The sequence below is a fragment of the Streptomyces griseocarneus genome (assembly GCF_014655595.1).
Classification (GTDB): Bacteria; Actinomycetota; Actinomycetes; order Streptomycetales; family Streptomycetaceae; genus Streptomyces; species Streptomyces griseocarneus.
Genome location: NZ_BNBL01000005.1, coordinates 264061 through 284437 on the forward strand (window position 1 = coordinate 264061; position 20377 = coordinate 284437).

18 protein-coding genes are annotated in these 20377 nt (G+C 71.6%); 12 read left to right on the top strand and 6 right to left on the bottom strand.

The window, feature by feature from the left end; translation table 11 throughout:
* Window positions 1–73: 73 nt before the first annotated feature.
* The 3 genes from IE295_RS15195 (at window position 74) to IE295_RS15205 (ending at window position 2165) form a co-directional block, all read left to right on the top strand.
* On the top strand, window positions 74–922 hold the full coding sequence (locus IE295_RS15195; RefSeq protein WP_190064157.1) for an SDR family oxidoreductase: 849 nt from the start codon (window positions 74–76) through the stop codon (window positions 920–922).
* 233 nt (window positions 923–1155) lie between these two features.
* Window positions 1156–1800 carry a hypothetical protein gene (locus IE295_RS15200; protein WP_190064158.1) on the top strand — a complete coding sequence of 215 codons (645 nt, stop codon included), beginning with the start codon at window positions 1156–1158 and terminating at the stop codon, window positions 1798–1800.
* A gap of 146 nt (window positions 1801–1946) precedes the next feature.
* Complete coding sequence (locus IE295_RS15205) at window positions 1947–2165, top strand: hypothetical protein (RefSeq protein ID WP_190064159.1); 219 nt, start codon at window positions 1947–1949, stop codon at window positions 2163–2165.
* A gap of 127 nt (window positions 2166–2292) precedes the next feature.
* Here IE295_RS15205 and IE295_RS15210 read toward each other — a convergent pair whose 3' ends face one another.
* From IE295_RS15210 to IE295_RS33455, 3 genes are all read right to left on the bottom strand, one after another.
* Entirely contained in the window at window positions 2293–2904 is a 612-nt protein-coding gene (locus IE295_RS15210; protein WP_308013130.1) for a MepB family protein, read from the bottom strand.
* Window positions 2905–3139: 235 nt separating this feature from the next.
* A complete protein-coding gene (locus tag IE295_RS15215) occupies window positions 3140–3361 on the bottom strand; it encodes a bacteriocin immunity protein (RefSeq protein ID WP_190064394.1) in 222 nt (73 codons plus the stop codon).
* A gap of 208 nt (window positions 3362–3569) precedes the next feature.
* Entirely contained in the window at window positions 3570–4400 is an 831-nt protein-coding gene (locus tag IE295_RS33455) for a CAP domain-containing protein (RefSeq protein WP_229922967.1), read from the bottom strand.
* Between the two features lie 1048 nt (window positions 4401–5448).
* Between IE295_RS33455 and IE295_RS15225 the strand changes: the two genes are divergently transcribed.
* Both IE295_RS15225 and IE295_RS15230 read left to right on the top strand, forming a co-directional pair.
* Window positions 5449–6270 (top strand): AraC family transcriptional regulator, encoded by an 822-nt coding sequence (locus IE295_RS15225; protein ID WP_190064160.1) that lies wholly within the window; start codon window positions 5449–5451, stop codon window positions 6268–6270.
* 116 nt (window positions 6271–6386) lie between these two features.
* Complete coding sequence (locus tag IE295_RS15230; protein WP_190064161.1) at window positions 6387–7844, top strand: L-lactate permease; 1458 nt, start codon at window positions 6387–6389, stop codon at window positions 7842–7844.
* Window positions 7845–7949: 105 nt separating this feature from the next.
* On the opposite strand, the gene IE295_RS15235 is transcribed toward IE295_RS15230, so the two are convergent.
* Window positions 7950–10823, bottom strand: coding sequence for a M4 family metallopeptidase (locus IE295_RS15235; RefSeq protein ID WP_190064162.1), 2874 nt, complete (start codon window positions 10821–10823; stop codon window positions 7950–7952).
* Between the two features lie 519 nt (window positions 10824–11342).
* On the opposite strand from IE295_RS15235, the gene IE295_RS15240 reads away from it, so the two are divergent.
* Window positions 11343–12887 (top strand): neocarzinostatin apoprotein domain-containing protein, encoded by a 1545-nt coding sequence (locus IE295_RS15240; RefSeq protein WP_190064163.1) that lies wholly within the window; start codon window positions 11343–11345, stop codon window positions 12885–12887.
* Between the two features lie 171 nt (window positions 12888–13058).
* Window positions 13059–14456, top strand: a complete 1398-nt coding sequence (locus IE295_RS15245) for an alpha-amylase family protein (RefSeq protein WP_190064164.1) — start codon at window positions 13059–13061, stop codon at window positions 14454–14456.
* Between the two features lie 60 nt (window positions 14457–14516).
* Here the strand turns inward: IE295_RS15245 and IE295_RS15250 are convergent, their stop codons facing one another.
* Window positions 14517–15044: a MarR family winged helix-turn-helix transcriptional regulator gene (locus tag IE295_RS15250; protein ID WP_190064165.1), complete on the bottom strand. Its 528-nt coding sequence runs from the start codon at window positions 15042–15044 to the stop codon at window positions 14517–14519.
* Window positions 15045–15161: 117 nt separating this feature from the next.
* Here IE295_RS15250 and IE295_RS15255 point away from each other — a divergent pair, with 117 nt between their 5' ends.
* On the top strand, window positions 15162–15575 hold the full coding sequence (locus IE295_RS15255; protein ID WP_190064166.1) for an organic hydroperoxide resistance protein: 414 nt from the start codon (window positions 15162–15164) through the stop codon (window positions 15573–15575).
* A gap of 140 nt (window positions 15576–15715) precedes the next feature.
* Here the strand turns inward: IE295_RS15255 and IE295_RS15260 are convergent, their stop codons facing one another.
* The gene (locus IE295_RS15260) at window positions 15716–17044 is read right to left on the bottom strand and encodes an MFS transporter (protein ID WP_190064167.1); all 1329 of its coding nucleotides are present in this window, start codon (window positions 17042–17044) and stop codon (window positions 15716–15718) included.
* A gap of 56 nt (window positions 17045–17100) precedes the next feature.
* On the opposite strand from IE295_RS15260, the gene IE295_RS15265 reads away from it, so the two are divergent.
* The 4 genes from IE295_RS15265 (at window position 17101) to IE295_RS15280 (ending at window position 20295) form a co-directional block, all read left to right on the top strand.
* Complete coding sequence (locus IE295_RS15265) at window positions 17101–18096, top strand: ArsR/SmtB family transcription factor (RefSeq protein WP_190064168.1); 996 nt, start codon at window positions 17101–17103, stop codon at window positions 18094–18096.
* 252 nt (window positions 18097–18348) lie between these two features.
* Window positions 18349–18717 carry a peptidase inhibitor family I36 protein gene (locus tag IE295_RS15270; protein WP_190064169.1) on the top strand — a complete coding sequence of 123 codons (369 nt, stop codon included), beginning with the start codon at window positions 18349–18351 and terminating at the stop codon, window positions 18715–18717.
* A gap of 86 nt (window positions 18718–18803) precedes the next feature.
* Window positions 18804–19790 (top strand): hypothetical protein, encoded by a 987-nt coding sequence (locus IE295_RS15275; RefSeq protein ID WP_190064170.1) that lies wholly within the window; start codon window positions 18804–18806, stop codon window positions 19788–19790.
* Between the two features lie 64 nt (window positions 19791–19854).
* On the top strand, window positions 19855–20295 hold the full coding sequence (locus IE295_RS15280; protein ID WP_190064171.1) for a hypothetical protein: 441 nt from the start codon (window positions 19855–19857) through the stop codon (window positions 20293–20295).
* Window positions 20296–20377: the final 82 nt, after the last annotated feature.

Genomic DNA, 20377 nt, shown 5'->3' on the forward strand with positions numbered 1-20377 from the left:
CCTTCCCACCCCCTCCACGACCGACCCGCCGCACGGCGCGTTCCGCCGTGCCCCTTTCCAAGGAGACCCACGCATGATTCTGATCACCGGTGCCACCGGCAACGTCGGCAGCGAACTCGTCGCCCGGCTCGCCACCGATGGCGTACCCGTACGGGCCATGACCCGTACGCCCGAGAAGACCGACTTCCCGTCCGGTGTCGACGTCGTCGCCGGCGACTTCGACAAGCCCGAGACGCTCCCCGCCGCGCTCGACGGCATCGACCGCGTCTTCGTCGTCCCGCCGGGCTACGGCCCCGAGGGCCCGGTCCAGGAGCGCACCCTCGTCGCCGCCGCCCGCGCAGCCGGCGTCCAGCACCTCGTCAAGCTCTCCACCAGCGGCGTCACCCACGACGCCACCGACCCGCTGAGCTCCGGCCACCGCCACGGCGAGCAGGTCGTCCAGGAATCCGGCCTGGCGTGGACGATCCTGCGCCCCGGCACCTTCATGGTCTACCTCTACAGCTACGCCCACACCATCCGCACCGAGCGGACCATGTACGTCACGGAGGGCGACCCGGTCTCCGCCATGATCCACCCCCGGGACATCGCCTCCGTGGCCGCCACGGTCCTCACCACCCCCGGTCACGAAGGCCGTACCTACACCCTCACCGGCGGCGAAGCGCTCAGCCCGCGGCGCCAGGGCGAGATCGTCGGCGCGGCCCTCGGCGAGGAGGTGCAGGTCATCGAGCGTACTCAGGCCGAGACGCAGGCGGAGTTCGACCGCCTGGGCTGGGGCGGTCCCCGCCTCGAAGCCCTGCTGGAACTCAAGCGCCAGTCGGCCGCCTGGGACTGGAAGCTCTCCGACTCCGTCGAGGAACTCACCGGAAGCGCCCCGCTGACCCTGCGCGACTGGGTCGACGAGAACATCCACCTCTTCGGCTGAGCCGACCGCAGGAGTGCGGGGGATGGTCCTGGCGCCGGCGCCACAGCCCGCCACCTGCCGATCCTGCGCACTCCTGCGAGCGTGGCTCAAGCCATGACGTGGCTCAAGCCATGAGTGGCAGAGAAGCAGCGGCAGCCCGCGGGGTCGCCAGGTGCCCGTGTCGCCGTACAGGTCGGTAGCCCGTCCCGATGCCTACAAGGTGGGCGGCCGGCGTCGTGCATCATCATGGCGTGATGCGAATACCCGACGCGAAGGTCGTCGCCGGTCTGGCCGCTGCTGGGCTGCTGTTCCGCGAGGTCGTCCCGATCACGGACGAGCTGATCCCGGTGTCGGCGGCCTCCGGCATGGGCTACCTGGGCCAGGAGGAGGGCCGTGCCGGCGTGCTGATCCGCCACGACGAGGCCGATCTCTGCGCACGCATCAACGAAGAGTGGGAGCGTCTCGCGCTGGAGCGGGGTCTCTTCACGGACGGGACGGACGGGACGGACGGCGGACGGGAGTTCCTGGTCGGGCTGGACATCTCGGGGTCGGATCCGAACGAGGCGGAGCCGGAGCAGATCGCGTGCAGGTGGGTGCGGGTGGAGATCGCACCCACGTGGGACGTTGCCGGAGCCGGTTGTGCGAGCTCCGTCCTGGGGGCCGGAGCGGGCAACCCAGCCTTCATCATGGCCTCGCTCGACGGGGACGTGCTCATGCACAGCGGTTACTACCAGGTCGGCATCGGCCTCTCGGTCGTCACCCGCCCCGGGAACATCCCGGGTCTTCGGGAGGAGGCGCGGCGTCGCGCCTCCTCCGGGTATCTGGAGAGCGCACAGCGGCACTGGGTGGAACGCTGGCTGGCAGCCCTACCCCGAGACGCAGCGAAATCCGACGCGTAGGCCATGACTGGCGGACCTTCCCCGTACGCGATGCTTCGCCGAATCTTGGGGCGGGACCTTGGAAACACTGCATGGATCCGCCGACCAGACCCTAAGACGGAGTAGCTCTACGTGCCCTCCGGGACGGTGGCGCGCACAGTAGTGGCATGGAGACCGAGCCGCGGATCGTCGTGTACCCGCCAGATGATTCCGGCGGGCGGCGGGTGCGCGCGGACGGTGAGATTCTCGGCATGGCGTACACGGCCCAGGAGGTGGAGGAAATCCTCCACCGGGCCGGTCTGGAGACAGGCAGCTACGACATCGAGGACCCGACGATGATCGAGTGGCGTGGCGGCGGCCCCGAGGAGTGGGGCCTGCCGGGGTGACCGCCCCGGAGCCGGACGTAGCGCCGCCGTGGCGCGAGGGGGCACGGGCCGCAATTGCGGGCGGTTCTCCTGCCTGGTGGGAAGTAGCCCGCTCTGAATTGTCGCGTGGGGCCAGTGGCAGTGGTGCCTAGGGCGCCTGCACCGGGTGATAGAGCTCCTGGGCGCGGGAAATGTCGATGGGCTCGTCTTCGGACAACTGGAGGAAGTGTTTCACCTGCCAGGTCTGTGTGCTGCGGGCTTGGCGGTTGGTGGTTGTCACCCATGGCGGGTAGACGCGGAATGCCCGTTTCCCGCCGGAACCGTTCGTTGACACGATGCCCCGCTCGCGGAGCACGTCTCGGGGGATCACGAACTGCCCGAACCGCTCGCCCTCGCAGGTGCTGATGACGAAAAGATCAACGGGATCTGCGGCATCGAAGGGCTGGATCGGCCCGCTCGCGGACCTCTTCCACACCGTGACGAACTGGCCGACCTTCGTCGGGGTCGTCTTGGCCACGCGGAACCTGACCGAGAGGCCGTCCAGCGTGAACTCGCATGCCCCGTACTCGGCGCTCTCCGCTTCGGGTGTCGGTTGTGAGCATGTGAACCCACTCGGGTCGTACGCCAGCGCCTTCGCCCTCAGTAGATCACCAGGGATCCCCGGCCGGCGCAGCCAAGGCCGCCCAGGATCACGGGCGCCGAATCCTGAAGGGACTTCATGTTCCATCGCCATTCCCGCATCCTGCCAGAGATCGAACATGCGAGCGAATTCGATTCATCGGACTCCCTCTCACTCGGTCGCGTCCTCGTCCAGGATCCCGGATCTGCTGATGGATCGAATCCGGACACTCACCGCTGCTCACGCCGAGCACGGGCCATGGACGCGACCGCGAGCAGCCTGATGCCGGTGAGTCGGATTTCCGTGTTCCGGGCAGGAGTCGGTGCTCACCCCAACGCGGGCCCCGCAGATCTGTCTCCGGAGCCGAATCCCGGCCTCACAAGGTGATCGGCCGGTATGCCAGCGCCCGATCGACCACCTCTTCCGCCGAGAGATCCCGCTCCGGCGGCCAGAAGATCAGTCCGCTGACGTGGCCAGTCGGACATGCCAGGGCTCTGTCGAGCACGTCCAGCCAGCCGTAGGCCTCACGCTCGGAAACGTAGTCCACATCCATGATCCGCTGTACGAGGGCCACAGCCTCGGCACGACTCATCGCCATCGGATCCATCAGACTGCCCCCGAAACGAAGCTTGGCCTACTGCGGGGCAGCAGGGCGACGGACGGTGTGCCGAGAAATGGGCACCGAGGCGTCAGCGCATACGTCGACTTCGCCCCAGGGCAGACTGGATCGCCGCATGAGTGTGAACGGTACCGCGTAGGCCGCCGGCAGGACGTAGCTGCCAGAGGCCTACGCGGTCACGAGTACGTCAGAAGGACGCGCCGAAGTTCTGCGTCCACCACGGACCGTTCGACTTGAAGTTGACGCCCACGCCGATCTCCTTGAAGGAGCAGTTCAGGATGTTGGCGCGGTGGCCGGGGCTCTTCATCCAGCCGTCCATCGCCGTGCGGGCGTCCTTGGGGCTCTTGAAGATGTTCTCGCCGTACGTGCTCCAGCGGTACCCGGCGGCGGTCATCCGGTCGCCAGGGCTCTTGCCCTCCGGGCTGGTGTGGGCGTAGTAGTCCCGGGCTGCCATGTCGTCGGAGTGGCCCTGGGCCGCCGCCTGCAGCTTCTTATTGATGGTGAGCGGTGAGCAGCCGACCTTCGCACGCTCCGCGTTGACCATGTCGACGACCTGCTGCACGTGCTTGCCGTTCGCGCCACCGGCCTTGGTGCCGCCACCGCCGGCCGGCGGCTTGCGTACGCTGCTGAAGCCGTTGCCGGCCCCGCTGCCCGTGGAGGGCGCTTCCTTGGTCTTGGCGGGTGTCCGGGCTCCGGACTTCTCCCCGCCCTCGGTACCGGCCTCAGCACCGGCCTCAGCACCGGCCTCAGCACCGGCCTCGGCCTGGTCCTTCTTCTTGTCCTTGCCCTGCTCCTTGCCCGCGGCCTCCGACGCGCTCGCGCTCGGGGACGCGCTGCGTGCGGAGGAGTTCGGAGCCGACGAGGCGGCCGCCGCCACGTAGGGGTGCTGCTGCGACGGGCCGGTGGGCCGGCCGGTGGCCGGCTCGGACACCGTGGAGGCGGACGTGCGGCTCTCCCCGCCGCCCGACAGCGACTGGGCCACGCCGTACCCGCCGCCCACGACGGCTATCAGCCCCACCGTCCCGCCTATAGCCATCGCCCGCCGGGGGCGCCTGCCACGGCGGCGCGAGCGCCGGGTGCCGTCGGAGGCAGGGTCGAACGTCGGAGTCTCGGGTTCACGATTCACGCGGATCACTTCCGGTGCGGGGTCACTGAGTGCTGGTCCAACACTCAGGAGACCCGCGGCCGCAACCGCGATAACAAAAATTCACGAACGCGCTCGTCCAACCCTCCGGCCCCACCGGGGCTCGTGGATGCGTCCGCCGAGCCGTGATGCACGTCGTGGCCTCCGCCCTCGCCTTTCGGATCGCTGAACGCGTGCTCGCGGCTGACCTCCGCCTGCGCTGACCGGTTTTTGGCTCTGCGGCCTCACCCTGGCTCGGTCGCCTGCAGGTTCTCCTGCTGCGACTGGGTGACGGAGCCACTCAGCCACCGGCTGCGCCTGGCTTACCTCCGCCGGAGCGGGACTCTCGCCTCCTGGGGGCTGGGTTGGCGCCGGGACCACGCCCAACCCGCTTGCCAAGTATGGAGATCGCTCTGCCGTCCTGCCCTGGGTTGCTGGTCAGTTGTGTGTCAGGGCTGCGTCAGCGAGGGCTGGCAGTGTTGTCTCTGTGAGCGGGCCGGGATATCCGGTTCAGGTCACGGAGAGGTGCCCGGAGTGGCTTATCGGGGACCAGAGCAGCAGCTTACGGTCGGGTTATGCCCACGCAGGTTCGAATCCTGCCCTCTCCGCCAACAGCCGATCGACGCGCCGGCCGTCGCCCGGTCGCTGTACAGCTGGAAACGGTGGTACCGATCACACTCTGGGCCCGGCTCACCTCTGCCTGCGTGGAGCGCACGAGGTACGGGTGTGCGTGCCGCTGGGCGAGGACGTGCTCTCCGTGCAGGTCGGACGTGAGTCGCAGTCGCCGCAGGAATGCGCGTCGGGCCTGGCGAAACCCGTCGACTCGCGCGCTCCGTCGCACTGTGGCTGAACGCGCGGCTCGGCCCGTGAGCGGGCGTGCCGTACTGCCGCTGCTGTGAGCAGAGCCATAGGACCCGGGGTGCCCTTCTGCGATCATGCGCTGATGGGTGGTGCGGGAGGCGAGCATGCGCGGTTGTGGACCGCGGTCGGCAGTCCGCAGGTGGAGTTGCTGGCCGCGCGTTTCGAGCGTTTCGCCTTTGACCGGCACAGTCACGAGCAGCTTTCCGTCGGCGTCATCGAGCAGGGCGCGGAGGGGCTGCAGATGGCAGGCGGCAGGGTCGTGATACCGGCCGGACAGTTGGTGATCCTCAATCCCGGGCAGGTGCACACCGGTTTCGCCGCCGCGGAGTCCGGCTGGCGGTACCGGATGTTCTACTTCGACACCGCGATGGTCGGCGAGCTGGCCCGCGAGCAGTTGGGCGTCCGGGATGTCTGGTTCCCGGAAACGGCTGTGCGGGACGCCGCCCTGTTCGCCAGGCTGCGGCGTGTCCACCGCGAGCAGGAGCTCGCCGGCGATCCTCTCACCGCCGAGTCCCTGCTGCTCGACGGCCTGGGGGCGGTGCTGCGTCGGCATGCCCGTACCGGCCGGGTGTCCGACGTCGGGGCTCCGCACGGCGCGGGGCGTGGCCCGGATCTGGCCCGGCAGCTGCTGCACGACCGGTGGACCGAGGCCGTCACTGTTGCGGAGCTCAGCGTCGCCGCGGGCATGCCTCGGGCCTCGCTCATCGCCGCCTTCCGCCGGGCGTACGGGTTGCCGCCGCACGCCTATCTGCTGCGGCTGCGCGCCAACCGGGCGCGCCGCCTGCTGCTGGCCGGGCAGCGGCCGGCCGAGGTGGCAGCCGCCACGGGCTTCGCCGACCAAGCGCACCTGACCCGCATCTGCAAGCGGTACTTCGGGGTCACCCCGGGGGCCATCCGTCCCTGAACTCTGCCCCCCGTGACCTGCGGATCGTTCCGCGACTTTCGTTCAAGACCGCCGTCGGCCGCGCCGCCAGGCTGTACCGCAGCCGTATAGCGAGAGATGAAAGGCGGCTGGAACAAATGGTGTGGGCAATAGCGGTGTCCCCGCTCGTCATGGTGCTGGGAATGATCACGGGGCTTCGCCGGCCGGCGCACTGGGCGGCGGTCTCGGGCGCCGCGCTGGCGGCGGTACTGATCTGGTGGCTGCCGGACTTCACGCTGTCGGGCAAGATGCTGGCAACGGGGGCCGGGGGAGCCGGTCTGCTGGTGCTCAACGCCGCCGCGGTGATGCTGCCCGGGGTCTACCTCAGCCAGGTGCTCACCCGCCGCGAGGTGCACCGGTCGCTGCAGGAGTGGGTGCGCGGATGGCCGCTTCCCGGCCCCGCGAAGATCGCCCTGGTGGTGGCGGGCATCGCGCCCACGGTGGAGGCGCTCACCGGCTTCGGGGTGTCGCTGCTGGTCACCGTGCCCGTGCTGCTCGCCCTGGCGCCGCCTCCGACCGCCCTGCGGCAGGCCATGCTCGGCATGAACATCATGCCGTGGGGCACCCTCGGCCTCGCGACCGTCATCGGCGCCGCGCTCACCGGCACGGGGACGGCCACCCTGGGCACCGCCACCGCGGTCACCAGCGGCCTGGTCTTCCCGCTGGTGACCGTGTGGGCGGCCCTGCTGGCGCGCCCTCAGCACCGGTTCCGTACCGCCGTCATGGCCGCGGCCGCGGGCGGGGCGCTCTCGCTCGGGTTGCTGGCGCTCAACCTGGCGGGCGTGGTCCAGCCGGCGGGCGTACTGGCCGGGCTGGTCACCACGGCCATCGGGCTGGCGCTCGTCGCCGTCCGCCGGTCCCGCTCCGGCGCGGAGCCCGGCGGCCGGCTGCTGCCGCCGCGCGCGGTCCTGCAGGCGTACGGCCTCGTCCTCGGCGGTATCGCCCTCACCCGCGCGGCGACGGCCGCCGGAGTCCCTTCCCTGGAACTGCACGCGGGCAACGCGAGCTTCACGCTGCTGTCTTCACCGGGTCTGCCCCTGCTGGCCGCCGCCCTGCTGCTGGACCGCGGCCGCCCGCACGGCCCGGACGCCCGCGCCGCGCTGGCCCGTGCCGGTCGGCCGCTGCTCGCGCTGACCGGGTTCGTCGCCCTCGGGCGGCTGATGGCGGACAGCGGCATGATCGGTGAGCTGGGCGCGGCGGCGGCCGGGGCGCCGCCGCTGGTCACCGCGCTGGTAGCGCCCGCACTCGGCATGCTCAGCGGCTTCATCACCGGCTCGAACGTCGGCGGCAACGCCATGATGATGACGCTTCAGGAGCACCTCGCGCCGAGCGGCGCCGGACTCGGCACGTGGTTCGCGGCCTTGCAGAACAGCGCGGCGGGTCACGCCGTCTTCACCTCACTGCCGATGATCATGCTGATCCTGGCGGTGGCCGGAGACCGCGCGAAGGCCGCGGACGTCTCGGAGCACACCCTCCTGCGCTTCGGCCTCCGGGTGGCGGCCGCCATATACGCCGCGCTGGCGACGACGGCGGTGATCCTGGTCTCCTGCGCGTGAGCCGTGAGCCGTGAGCCGCGACCCGTGATCCGCCGACAGCCCCAGGCGGTGCGGTGCGGTGCGATGCGGGCTGTCGGCGGTCGTGTGCGGGGGGTGCGGCCGGAATCAGGCGCAGGTGCCGGCGGGGCGGGTGCGGGTGACGAGGTCGGTGTAGCCGGTGGTGGCGTCCACCCAGATCACCTGCCTGCCGCCCGCGGAGGCGTGCGAGAGCTGCTCACCACGGTTGCAGGAGACCCGGCCCCGGTGCGAGCCGTCCGGCGACAACTGCCACAGCTTGGCCAGTGTCTCGTTGCGCAGCTGCGGGTCCGGCGTCCGCACGGAGACCGTCACCGCTTCGTCGGAGGCCGACAGGCCGGTCCCGTCCAGGGCGTCCTTGCCCGTGCCGGGACTGATGTCGACGGTGCCCGTACCGTCCAGGTTCGACCGGCGTACGGCGGTCGAGGTGCTGCCGTCGGAGTCGGAGCCGCGGACCAGCCAGAAGACGTACGTGCCGGTGATGGCCGTTCCGCTGAGGGAGGGCGGGGCGGTGCCGATCTGCCCCATCATCGTCCGCTTGCCGGTGGCGACGTCCAGGACCTCCGTGTCGTGCCGCCAGCCGCCGTCCACGCGGTGCCACGTGGTGAAGGCGATGCGGCCGTTGCGGAGGGAGGGGTCGGCGGTGCTCGCGAGGCGCTCCGGGCTGCCCGGGGCCACGTACGTAGGTTCGGTCTCGCCCATCCGCAGGTACGCCACTCGGGAGCCGGCATGGCGCCGGTGGGTCTGGAACGTCACGGTCTTCCCCTCGACGCGCAGCGACGTGATGGGGTTCGCCGAGGAGAACAGCTTCGTGACGGGACCTCCCGCGAGCGGCCGGGCGAGGATCTCCGTGGTCCGGCCCCGGTGCGCCTCCCACACCACGGTCTTCCCGTCGGTGACCGGATCCACGTGGTAGCGCCCGTCGTTGGGGCTGATCAGCCTCTTCCCGCCGGTGCCGTCGAGGCGTCCGGCCCAGACCGAGTAGGGCTCGGAGCCGTCGTCGTTGGACGTGGAGGCGGCCCACCAGCCGCCGCCCGCCCCCGCGGAGGTGCGGTCGTCGGTGTTGACCCGGCCGAGCAGCCGGTCGGAATCGACGCCGAGGGCGAGTTCCCAGCCGGGGACGATGCCGTGGGCGTTGAAGGCGCGTTCGACGGTCTTGTAGCCGCGGTCGGTGACCTTGAGGTCTCGGGCTGCGGCGAGCACGGCGGCCCTGCCCTCGGTGAAGCCGTCCAGCGGGCTCAGGTACTCCGTGAGCGCCTTGTGGACGATCCTGTCGGCGAGGGTGCGGTCGAGGTCCTCACGGATGTCCCACAGGGCGCCGGAGAAGATGGTCGAGTTGAGGTGGACGCCGCCGTTGTCGGTGCCGATGCCCACGCCCAGGAACGACTTGGACGTGGTCCTCCCGTCGTTCAGGTCGCGCGTGGCGCACGCCCGGGGGGTCTTCGCCCGGCACAGCGTCTCGCCGAGCAGACCCGCGTCGGGGCTGTCCATGGGGATGCCGCGGGCGTCGGTCTCGACGGCGTTGCCGAAGTAGTCGGCGATCGCCTCGCCCAGTGCGCCGGACTGGCCCGCGTGCACGAGGTTCGCGGTGCTCTCGATGACGCCGTGCGTCAGCTCGCGCCCTACGACGTCGAGCGCGGCGGAGAACGGGAAGAGGTCCGCGTCACCACCCCCGTAGATCACCTTCTGGCCGTCCCAGAGGGCGTCCGCGTACCCGAACCCCAGACCCACTAGGGAATTCACGGCCGTGCCGCGGCCGTCCAGGCCGCTCCGCCCGTGGACGTCCCTGAAGTAGTCGTGGACCCGGCCCGCCGCCCAGTGCGCGTCGACCGCACCCGTACCGGTCGCCTCCTCGCCGAAGTCCGCCGTGGGTGAGGCGAACTCCTTCAGGTTGGCCGGCCACTCGCGCCACACCTCGGAGTAGCTACGGCCGCGCGCGTCCCAGGTGGAGATCAAGTTACTGTCGCCGTCGTTCTGCGCCCGCGAGCGGTCGCGCATCACGTACGCGTTGCGCTCCTCGTCCCGGTCCAGCCGCAGCTCGACCTTCTCGCCGCCGAGCCGGACGCCGGAGCCCCGCGTCCCACCGCCCGGCGCGGAGGCGGAGTTGCGGCCTGCGCCCGGCCGTTCCGCGCCCGGCCGTTCCGCGGCCGCCGGCTTCCCAGCCCCGGAAGGCGTGCCGACTCCGGAGGGCGCGCCGGGCCTGGAGGGCGCGCCGGGCCCCGGGGGAGCCTTCGGGGTCCGGAACGTCTTGATCCCGCTGTACTGAAGGACCGGGTAGCCGGTCCGCGCCTCGATGTACACCTCGCGCAGCACAGGGCCCCCGTGGGCCGGGTCGGTGCCGCGTACCGTCACGTGGTGGGTGAGTACGCCCGCGCCCCTGGGCAGCACCACGAGGCCGCGGGACGTGCCCGCCAGCGACTCCTTGGTCCCGTCCGCGCCCGGACCGTCCTTCGCGTCGTCCCGGACGGGCCGTTGCGGTCCGAGCTGTAGCATCACGGCGTCGATCGCCTGCTCGACGGCCGTCGCCGCGTCGACGGCGGGCTCGGTCGGGACGGTCAGACCGGTGAAGTACCGGCCTGACGTGCCCGTGACGAAACGTTTGCCGCCCTGCGCATCCAGCCGGACGACGTACTGCCCGCCGAGGACGTCCACCCCGTTGTGCTTCTGCTGCAGGCGCACGGTCTCGGAATGGCCGGTGGTGGTGGTCCGCAGGGGCTTCAGGTCCCGGTCCGGGCGGGCGATCCGGTAGCGGCTCTCCTTGTCGGCGAGGTGCCGGAGCGCCGCGTCGGCCGCGCTTCCCGACGCCGGCACCTGTTCCCGGATGCCGGTCACCCACGCGGGTGCCGCGGTGTGCTTGCCCGGCACCGCGTCGCCCGGGCCGGGGCCCGGTTTCGCCGCCGCGTCGGCGGGCACCGCGGAAACGACGAGTGCGGCGACGCCGATCAGCGCCGCCGCACCGGACATGCCATGCCTTGTTCTGAATCTTCCTGATCGTGCCGTACGCGCGCTGGGTCTCCGCACGGGTTCCCCCTCGTGAGGCGTCTGGCCGGAGTTCTCCGGCGGCCGGAACAATTCCGGGCAGAGCCATGCAAGCCGTGATGCGTACCGGCATCAATGGGGAGGACGAAACTACATAGGCGAATTTCGGACCGAGATCATGCCGCATGCGCATGCTGGATGTGCATGCCGGATACGCATGCCGGATACGCGTGCCGGATACATGCCGAATGAGCATGCCGCCCGGACATGCCGGTGGCGCATGAGGGTGTCGGCGCAGGCACGTCCCACAAACAACTTCACGCCTCCGAGGGCGCGGGGAACGCTGGCCGAAATCGAGGGCTGGTGGGGGCCGCAGTGCGGCACGAAGATGCTCCCCTGCCGGTTGAGCCGGATGAGGACGATTCGAAGGTGGGGAAGTCGATGGATTTACGGCGAAGAGGGTGGCGGGACAGACGAGTCGGGGCAGTGGTGCATGGTGCCGTCGTGCTGGCGCTCGCCTGCGGCGGAGCCGTGGCGGCCCCCTCGGCGGCCTTGGCCGCACCCGCCCCGGCGAAGTCCGCCGCGGCCGCGACGGGTACCACGGCCGCGACCGGTGCCGCAGGCGCGACCGGTGCCGCGGGCGCCTGCCAGACGGATAGCGGTGCCAAGGGCCTGGCCAGCAGGCCGGTGGCCGACAGCCTGGTGTCCGTGGACCGTGCGGATGGCCGGATTGCTCAGTTCCAGCTCTTCTACGACGCCACGGCGACAGGGGGCCTGCCCTTCGTTTGGCACCGCGAACAGGACGCGCCGGGCGGCCCGTACGGGCAGTGGCAGCGGGTGAGCGCGGGAACCGTCGGCCCGAAGAGCTACGCCGTCGCGGCGATCGAGAACTCGGCGGGCGATCTCGAGCTGCTGTTCTCCACCTACGGCTCCTTCTGCCACGCGGTGGAGCAGAACGACGGCTGGAGCACCCCCGAAGCGTTCGGCCTCGCACCGGCGCCGTACCACGGCGCAGTCGTGCTGTTCAAGGAGCGGGACGGCAGCATCGACGCCTTCGCCTCGGGGGCGCGGAGCGGCAACGCGATGGAAGTGCGGCACCAGCAGAACGCCGGCGAAGGCTGGGGCCCGGTCCAGTCCCTGGGCCGGCTCCCGGAGCAGAACGTAGGCCTGAGCCAACCCAGCACCGTGGAGCAACTTCCCGACGGGCGAATCCACCTGACGGCACGTGAATGGAACCGGGACCGCACGTGGGAGATCTACCAGTCGGCACCCGGCGCCGGCTGGGGCCCGTGGCGGCTGCAGTCCCCGGGGGCCGCATCGGCCCCACGAGCCGCCGCCACGACCGCTCCCCGGCTGGTGGTGAACCGCACCACCGGCCTCCTGGACGGCGACATCGTCACGTTCACGATCGCCGGCGGCCCGCCCAAGGAACGTGTCTGGGTCAAGCTGTGCGGACCCTCGGCATCCGCGACCACCTGTGACGACGCCACCGGCCGCCAGTTCCGTGTGTACCCGGACGGCACGTACGGGGCCTCCCCGAAAAAGCTGTACGCCCAACTCGCCACCCCCACGGGGAACGTCGACTGCCGCAAGGCCTCATCCGGCAACCCGTGCTCCCTGGCCCTCACCGACAACACCGGCGCCCTGCTGACCACCGTCCCGCTGCAGTTCAGGCCGAACGGCCGCCTGGAGCCGCCGCCCACGTTCGACGTGAACCCGGACAAGGGACTGGTGGACGGCCAGTCGGTGCGCGCCACGGGCAAGGGCTACGAGCCCCAGTACCACGTGCTGATCATGGAGTGTGCCACCGGCTCGGCCGACACCTTCGGCTGCCGCTCCCGCACCAGGCCACCCGCGACCGACGACGACGGCCGGGTCGACGAGACGGTCACCCTCTCGGCCGGCTTCACCAGCATCGACGGCCGCACTGTCGACTGCCGCACCGAGGGCGCCTGCGAGCTGGTGGTCTTCGGCACCCGCGTCCGCGGCCCGGAGTCGGTCCGCCACCCGCTCAGCTTCGCACCGGCAGCCGGGCCGGCGCGCCGCTGACACCGCCGGCGCCTCACGAGGCCGATGACTTGCCCCGTTGACGGCGCCGCCCTTCAGGCTGCTGTTGCGGGTTCCCCGGTGGGGCAACTGCCCAGCCCCGGACGGCCGTTCCGCCGAGCGCGCGATGACAACCGCAGGAAATCCGGACGATCACGGATACTCTTGTACATCGTGGGGCCACGCGATGAAGCGCCGAAGTCGACACCGTCCGGCACGGAACGGTGGGGCTTCGGCGCACGGTTCGGTTCAGGGTTCGGTTCACGAATCGGTTCACGGTTTGGCGGGCTGCTCGGCGCGAGCGGAGGCGAGCAGGGGGAGTCGCCCGGGACACCCGGCGATCAGGCCGGGCTCCACCTGGGCTTCGGCTTCACCCACACCCAGTACAGCGCGGACCATGGCGCGCCGGACGCCACCCGCCGAGCCGCCGCCCTGCTCTCCGCGCAGCCCATGCCGCAGAACCAGCACCTCATGGGGTGGGGTGCGGAGAACCCCGAACCCTCGCCCGGGCGCTACGACTTCGAGGCGCTCGACGAGCGCGTCGCGCTGATGCGGGCCACGGGCGGGACCCCCGTCCTCACCCTGTGCGGCGCCCCCGACTGGATGAAGGGCGGGCGGAAGGGACGTACCGACTGGAACCGGCTGGAGGCGGCTCCAGCCCCGCGGCACTACGCGGACTTCGCGCGGCTCGCGGGTGTGGTGGCGCGGCGGTACCCGGACATCCGGCACTTCCTCGTGTGGAACGAGCTGAAGGGCTTCTACGACGAGGACAGGCGCCGCTGGAACCACGAGGGGTACACGGAGCTGTACAACCTCGTCCACGCGGAGCTGAAGCGGCAGAACCCGGAGAACCGCGTCGGCGGCCCGTACGTCGTGGTCGACCACGAGCCCCCCGGCGACGAGGACGGCTCACCCGACGTACGCGGCCCCTGGGGCGCACTCGACCGGCGCGCTGTCGAGGCCATCCGCTACTGGAACGAGCACAAGGCGGGAGCGGACTTCGTCGTCGTGGACGGAGCCAGTTACACCCGCGAGGGTCACCGGACGATCCCCGACGAGTTCGCCGCCACCGAGAAGTTCGCCGACGTCACCCGCTGGCTGAGGAGCGTCACCGACCTCCCGGTGTGGTGGGCCGAGTGGTACGTCGAGCCGCCCGCCGAAGACGGCCGGGCGTGCGGCCGGGACGGCTGGAGCGAGCAGCGCCGCACCGCCGTACAGGCCACCGCGATGATGTGGCTGGCCCTGAGCGGTGCCGCCACCGCCTTCTACTGGAATCCGCAGCAGGCAGCCGGGAGCGACTGTCCGGGCTGTCTTTGGCGGAGCACCCACCTGGACGGGGGAGGGCACGAGTTGCCCATGGGACGGCTGCTGGGCCGGTTCGCCCGCGAGTTCCCGCCGGGGGCCACCTTCCGCCCGGTCGTCGCCTCCGCCGAAGCCGGTGCCAGGATCCAGGTCCTCGCCGACGAGGGCGCCGTGCTCGTCGTCAACACGGAGCGGCGGCGGGTCGTGGCCAGTGTGGACGGCCGGGTTCTGACCCTGGCGCCGTACGAGGTGTGCTGGCTGGACGGCTGAGCGGCACCTGGTCCGCGGTGCCGGTGATGACGCCCGCGACGGGCGACGACGGGGGTGCCGTCAGTCGCAGGGCGGCGCGCTGTCGAGGACTGCGCCATCGAGGACTGCGCCGCCGAGAGCCGCGCCGTCGAGGGCGAGCGTCAGTCGTTCGAGGAGTGTGCGCAGGTCGGCGGCGTCCTGGGCGTTGAACCCCGTGGCGGCGGCGATCCGGACCGGTACGAGCGCGGCCTCCTCGCGCAGCTCCGTGCCGGCCGGGGTGAGGCGGACGAGCACGGAGCGCTCGTCCTGCGTGCTGCGTTCGCGGTGCACGAGGCCGGCCGCTTCCAGGCGCTTGAGGAGTGGGGAGAGCGTCCCCGAGTCCAGGCGCAGAAGCTCGCCCAATCGTTTCACGGGCAGCTCGGTGTGCTCCCAGAGGGCCAGCATGACCAGGTACTGGGGGTAGGTGAGGCCGAGGTCCTTCAGGAGCGTGCGGTAGACGGCGCCGAACGCGCGGGAGGCGGCATTGAGGGAGAAGCACAGCTGCCGGTCCAGGCGGAGGTAGTCCTCGTGGGGCGTGGTTCCGGGCGGGGCGGTCGGCGGCTTCGTCATGCGCCCAGGATAGCTCGGCAGGCATTTAATTGCGCACAATTAAATCGTGCACTATCGTGATGGTCGTCAGGCGGGCCGGACAGGCGACCGCCGCGATCTTCGAGAAGGATGGTTTCCATGGAAACCCTGTACACCGCCGTCGCCACCGCCACCCACGGCCGTGAAGGCCGCGCCGTCAGCTCCGACGGCCGCCTCGACGTCGGGCTCGCCCTCCCGGTGGAGATGGGCGGCAATGGTGAGGGGACGAACCCGGAGCAGCTGTTCGCCGCCGGCTACGCGGCGTGCTTCGCCAGCGCCCTCGGCCTGGTCGGCCGGCACGCGAAGGTCGACCTCGGCGATGCCGCGGTGACCGCCGAGGTCGGCATCGGCAAGGAGGGCGAGGGCTACGGGCTGGCGGTCACGCTGCGCGTGGAGCTGCCCGACACGGTCGACGCCGCGACGGGCCGCAAGCTGGTCGAGCAGGCGCACCAGGTCTGCCCGTACTCCAACGCGACCCGCGGCAACGTCCCGGTCGAGCTCGTCGTCGAGTAACAGGGGAGAGGGGGCGGCGGGCGCGGGTGAGGGGCGGTCGCTCCGGCAGACCGCGCCGCATCGCCCCGGGTCCGCCGGCCGGGCGGCCCGGAGTGAGCCGTGCCGGGCCCGGTGGTCACGGTCTCACCTCCGCATCCGGATTACGGTCTCACCCGCGCGTCCGGATCCGCATCGGCATCCGCACCCGCAACCGCATCCGCTTCACGAGTCGTCCTCGCGGCCGCCGGGAGCTCCCGCAGCGTACGAATGGGGGAGCGGAAGACGGGGAGGAACGCGGCCGTCAGGCACACCGCGCCCACCCACATCGCCGTGCGCACGCCCGCGAACTCGCCGATGAGCCCGCCCAGCGCGGAGCCGACGGCGAGGGCGCCGGTCAGCAGGAAACGGAACGTGGCATTCATGCGGCCGAGCAGGGAGTCCGGCGTCAGATGCTGACGCAGGCTGACTCCGAGCACGTTGTCGATGCCCGTCTTCGTCATGGTGATCAGCCAGCCGGCGGCGGCCACCCACAGCCACGGCCCGCGTCCGGCCAGCGCCACCGCGAGCCCGGCCGGGGCGAACCACAGCCCGGCCAGGCCCAGGACGCGGCCGTGGCCGAAGCGCCCGGCGAGGCGGCGGGCACAGCTCGCGCCGAGCAGGAGGCCCAGGCCGCCCGCCGCCCAGTACAGGCCGAGCGCCCCGGCGGACAGGCCGAGCTCGCGGACGAACAACACCGGCAGCATGGTGTTGACCATCTGCGCGCCGAGGTTGCCGAGCGCCCCGGTGAGCGCCAGGGCGCACAGCTCACGGCTGCCGAGGACGTGTCGGAGCCCTTCCGCCACCTCGGTCCGCAACCGTCGCCCGGCGGCCGGCGCCGCCGCCCCACGCACCGCGGCGGGCGCGCCGCGGCGGCCGATGCCGGTGAGGCCGAGGGCCGAGGCCAGATAGGCGACGGCCCCGCCCGCGAGCGCCACGGGGGCTGTGCACAGCTGCACCAGGAAGCCGCCGGCGCCGCGGCCCGCGATGGCGGCACCGGCCATCAGGGTCACGATCGCGGCGTTCGCGGGTACGAGGCGCTCGCGGCCGACGAGTTCGGGCAGGATGCTCTGCGAGCCGACGTCGAAGAACACGGTGGCGCACCCGTTGAGCAGCACGACCGCGTACAGCTGCGGCAGCGACAGCACGTCCAGCCACCAGGCCACGGGGACGGAGACGAGCAGCGCGGCGCGGGCGGCATCGGCGGCCACCAGCACGCGCCGCCCCGGCATCCGGTCCACCCACGCGCCCGCGGGCAGGCCGATCAGCAGGAAGGCGGCCGTGGACAACGCGGCCAGCGCGCCCGCCTGCCCGGGACTCGCGTCGAGCGCGGTGACGGCGAGCAGCGGCACCGCCACGTAACCGATGTTGGTGCCGAGGTGACTGAAGGCGCCGGCGGCGAAGAGGGTGCGGAAGTCACGTGAGCGCCATGGGGATTCGAGTGCGGGAGTCATGCGGTGCACCCTGCGGGGCCTCACCCGCCCCCACCCAGTGATTTAGCCTGACCTAAATGATCGAGATCGAGTTCGGCATAGCGGACGTGGCCCGTACGCGCTTCGCACTGTCCCCCCTGTGGGAGGTGATGGCGAGCGTGCGCGTGCTCAAGGGCGCGGACGAGCAAGGCCTGCACCGCCCGTGGGCGGACCAGGCGCGCCCGCGGCTGGCCGCGGCAGGCGTCGATCTGGCCCCGCTGTTCGACCTCGTCCCCGTGCCGAGGCGCTCGCCGTGGGCGGGCAGTGTTCCGGGCTTCCTCTGCCCGCCGCCCACGACGCCCCTGCCGTCCCTGTCGGTGGAACTGGCGGCGGTACGGGCCACCCCGCCGGCACTGCTGCGGACCACGTCCGCGGTCCCGCCCCACCGCATGGCCGCGCTGCGCGCCGACCCGGCGGTGGAACTCGCCCGGCTGGCGGACACGATCGAGGCGTACTGGGAGCTGGCCCTGGCCCCGTACTGGTCACGCGTCCTCACCTTCCTGGAGAGCGACATCCGTTACCGGGCGGGCCGTCTTGTCGAGGGCGGCGCGCAGCAGGTGTTCGCGGACCTCGACCCCCAGGTCACCTGGGCGGAAGGCACCCTGCACCTGGAACACCGCACCGTCCGCGGACCCCGCCGGCTCGACGGCCGTGGGCTGCTGCTGGTGCCCTCCGCGTTCGTCTGGCCGCGGATCTTCTCGGTGCTCACCGAGCCGTGGCAGCCCGCGCTGTACTACCCGCCGCGGGGGATCGGCACGCTGTGGCACGCCCGGCCCGCGACGGTCTCCGAGGCTCTGGCCGGTGTGGTCGGCCGCTCCCGGGCCGCCCTCCTGGCCGAACTGGCCACCCCCGCCTCCACCACCGACCTCGCCCGCCGCACCGGCCTCACCCCCGGCGGCGTCTCCCAGCACCTGGCGGCTCTGCGCACGGCCGGCCTGGTGAGCGCCCACCGTGCCGGCCGCCATGTGCTGTACGCACGCACGCGCGCCGGAGAAGCGCTGGTGGAGGCGGCAGGGGCAGGCTCGGGCGCGTGACGGGCCAACAGCCGGCCCGGGACCGCCCCGTGTGAGGAGCGGGAACCATGGGCGACCGCCCAGCTACCTCTCAAGCCTCCCGCCGTGTCCGGGACAGCGTCCCGGACAGGCGTCCGACCAGCGCAGACGCCGGCTGCTGTGTCCGGGACAACCCGCATCCGTTCCCTTCCGGGAAGCCCTTCACGAGGATTGGCCCCGCCCGGCGCAACCGCCGCCGGGCGTCTCCGTACCTCCGACGACCGAGGTGACCCCGTGATCAAGAAGACGGTATCCGCGGCGCTCGCCGCAGGCGCACTCCTCGTCGGCGGGCTCGTCGCCGCCACCCCCGCACAGGCGTCTCCGCACGACTGTCCGCCCGGCAACTACTGCGTATGGAACAAGCCCGGCCACGAAGGGAACTGGGAGCCGTTCAGCTGGCACTCCAACCTCGTCCCGCCGCTCGTCTTCCAGAAAGACCAGTCGTCCTTCAACCGCATGTCGAAGGCCATGAAGCTCTACTCCCAGCCCAACCGGATCAGCTCGTCCTACTACGCCTGTGCCCGCGCCGGCGTCATCTGGTACCAGCACCGTCCGGCCGGGAAGCTGGCGTCCCTCGGCAAGATGACCACCGCCGGCTGCTGACGTCCGTCGCCGTGTCCGCGTGGGGGTACGGGTTCCCGACCGGCCCGTACCGCCACGCACGTCCGCATCGGTACCGGAGGAACTCCATGACGCGCAGTGACACCGTCCGAGCCCTCGTCCTCCTCGCCGGCGCCCCGCTCACCCTCGCGGCCACCGCCTGCTCCGCCCCACCGGACCGCGTTCCCGCCCCCGCCCCGGCCGCCGTGCGCACCGACGCCCTCGACCTGCCCGCCGAGACCAGAGCGCGACTCGCGGACGCCGAACAGTCCCTGGTGCGGGACTGCATGAACCGCCAGGGCTTCTCCTTCTTCTACGCCCCCGCGGACCCCGCCGGCCTGCGCGCCGAGGCCGCCGCCCAGAACGAGAACCTGACCCTGGACGACGTGGCCCGCGCCCGGCGGGAAGGCTTCGGCCCGGCCGGCGACAGCCCCGCCCAGCCCGCCTCACGCGCGGAGCAGAAGGAACGCGAGTACCTCGCGGGGCTGTCCTCACAACGGCGTGACGCCTGGGGCAAGGCCCTGTTGGGGCCGGACGGACAACGCAGGATCACGGTCGACGTCCCCGGAGTCGGCGCCATGAAGCACCCCACGGCCGGATGCTTGGCGAAGGCCCGCACCGAACTCTTCGGCGACTACGAGAAGTGGATCCGCGCCGACACCTTCGTGAACACACGCTTCCGCCCCGTGGACAAGGAGGTCGAGGAGAGTACGGAGTACAAGGAGGCCACCGCCCGTTGGAGCGCCTGCGTACGCGCCCGGGAAGGCGGCCACCGCTTCGCCACCCCGGACGACGCCCGCGCCCGGGCGAGCTCCCTGCCCCGCGACCAGGCCATCGCGCTCGCCGTCACCACGGCCGAATGCGACCGCCAGGTGGGCCGCTCCAAGACCCACCGCAGCCTCTACGAGCAGGCCACCCGCCACTGGATCGACCGCCACCGCACGGAAGCCGCGGACTTCCGGCGCCTCAACGCCGAAGCGGCAGCCCGGCTGACGACCGCCACCGCCGGCCCTGGCGCCCTATCGAGCCGGCCGGCGCGTACCAGCACAAGTACCGCGAGCAGGGCACGGACATGACCTGGGCACGCGGCGTGCCGGCGCTGCTCTCCCGCAGAACGGGCCACGTCAGAGCCGTCATAGGATGATCCTGCTGCCGGAAGTCGCAGCGCAGGACGGACTGGGGGAAAGTGGAATGTCCGAGACGAGTCGTCAGCCGGTCGCGATCGAGCGCTCGCTCGTTCTGGGTGAGGTCAAGAGCTCATCGGGCGTGAGTATCGCGACGGCACAGCTGTCCGGCGCCGGCGATCTGGTGCTGTACTGCACCGACAGCGGCTATGCCGTGATGATGCAGATCGGTGAGCATGTCAGGGAGCACCGGCGCTGGCACACGGTTGCCGCCGAAGACGTATCCCGGCTCGTGGACGACCCCGCGACGGTGCTGGAAGCAGTCCGCGATGCGGTGGTGACCAAGGACGAGAACTCCGAAGCGCACGGCTCGCCCGAGATCGAAGCTCGGTTCGTGCAGTGGCTGCGCTCCCGTGAGGTGCCCTTCACCTCGCAGAGCGAGGACTACGAGGGCTGAACTGAGGGCGAGCAGGACGAGGCAACCGGAGTGGAGGCACGGCACGGGGAGCGTGCTCGGCCAGGTGGAGCAGCTGGGTCAG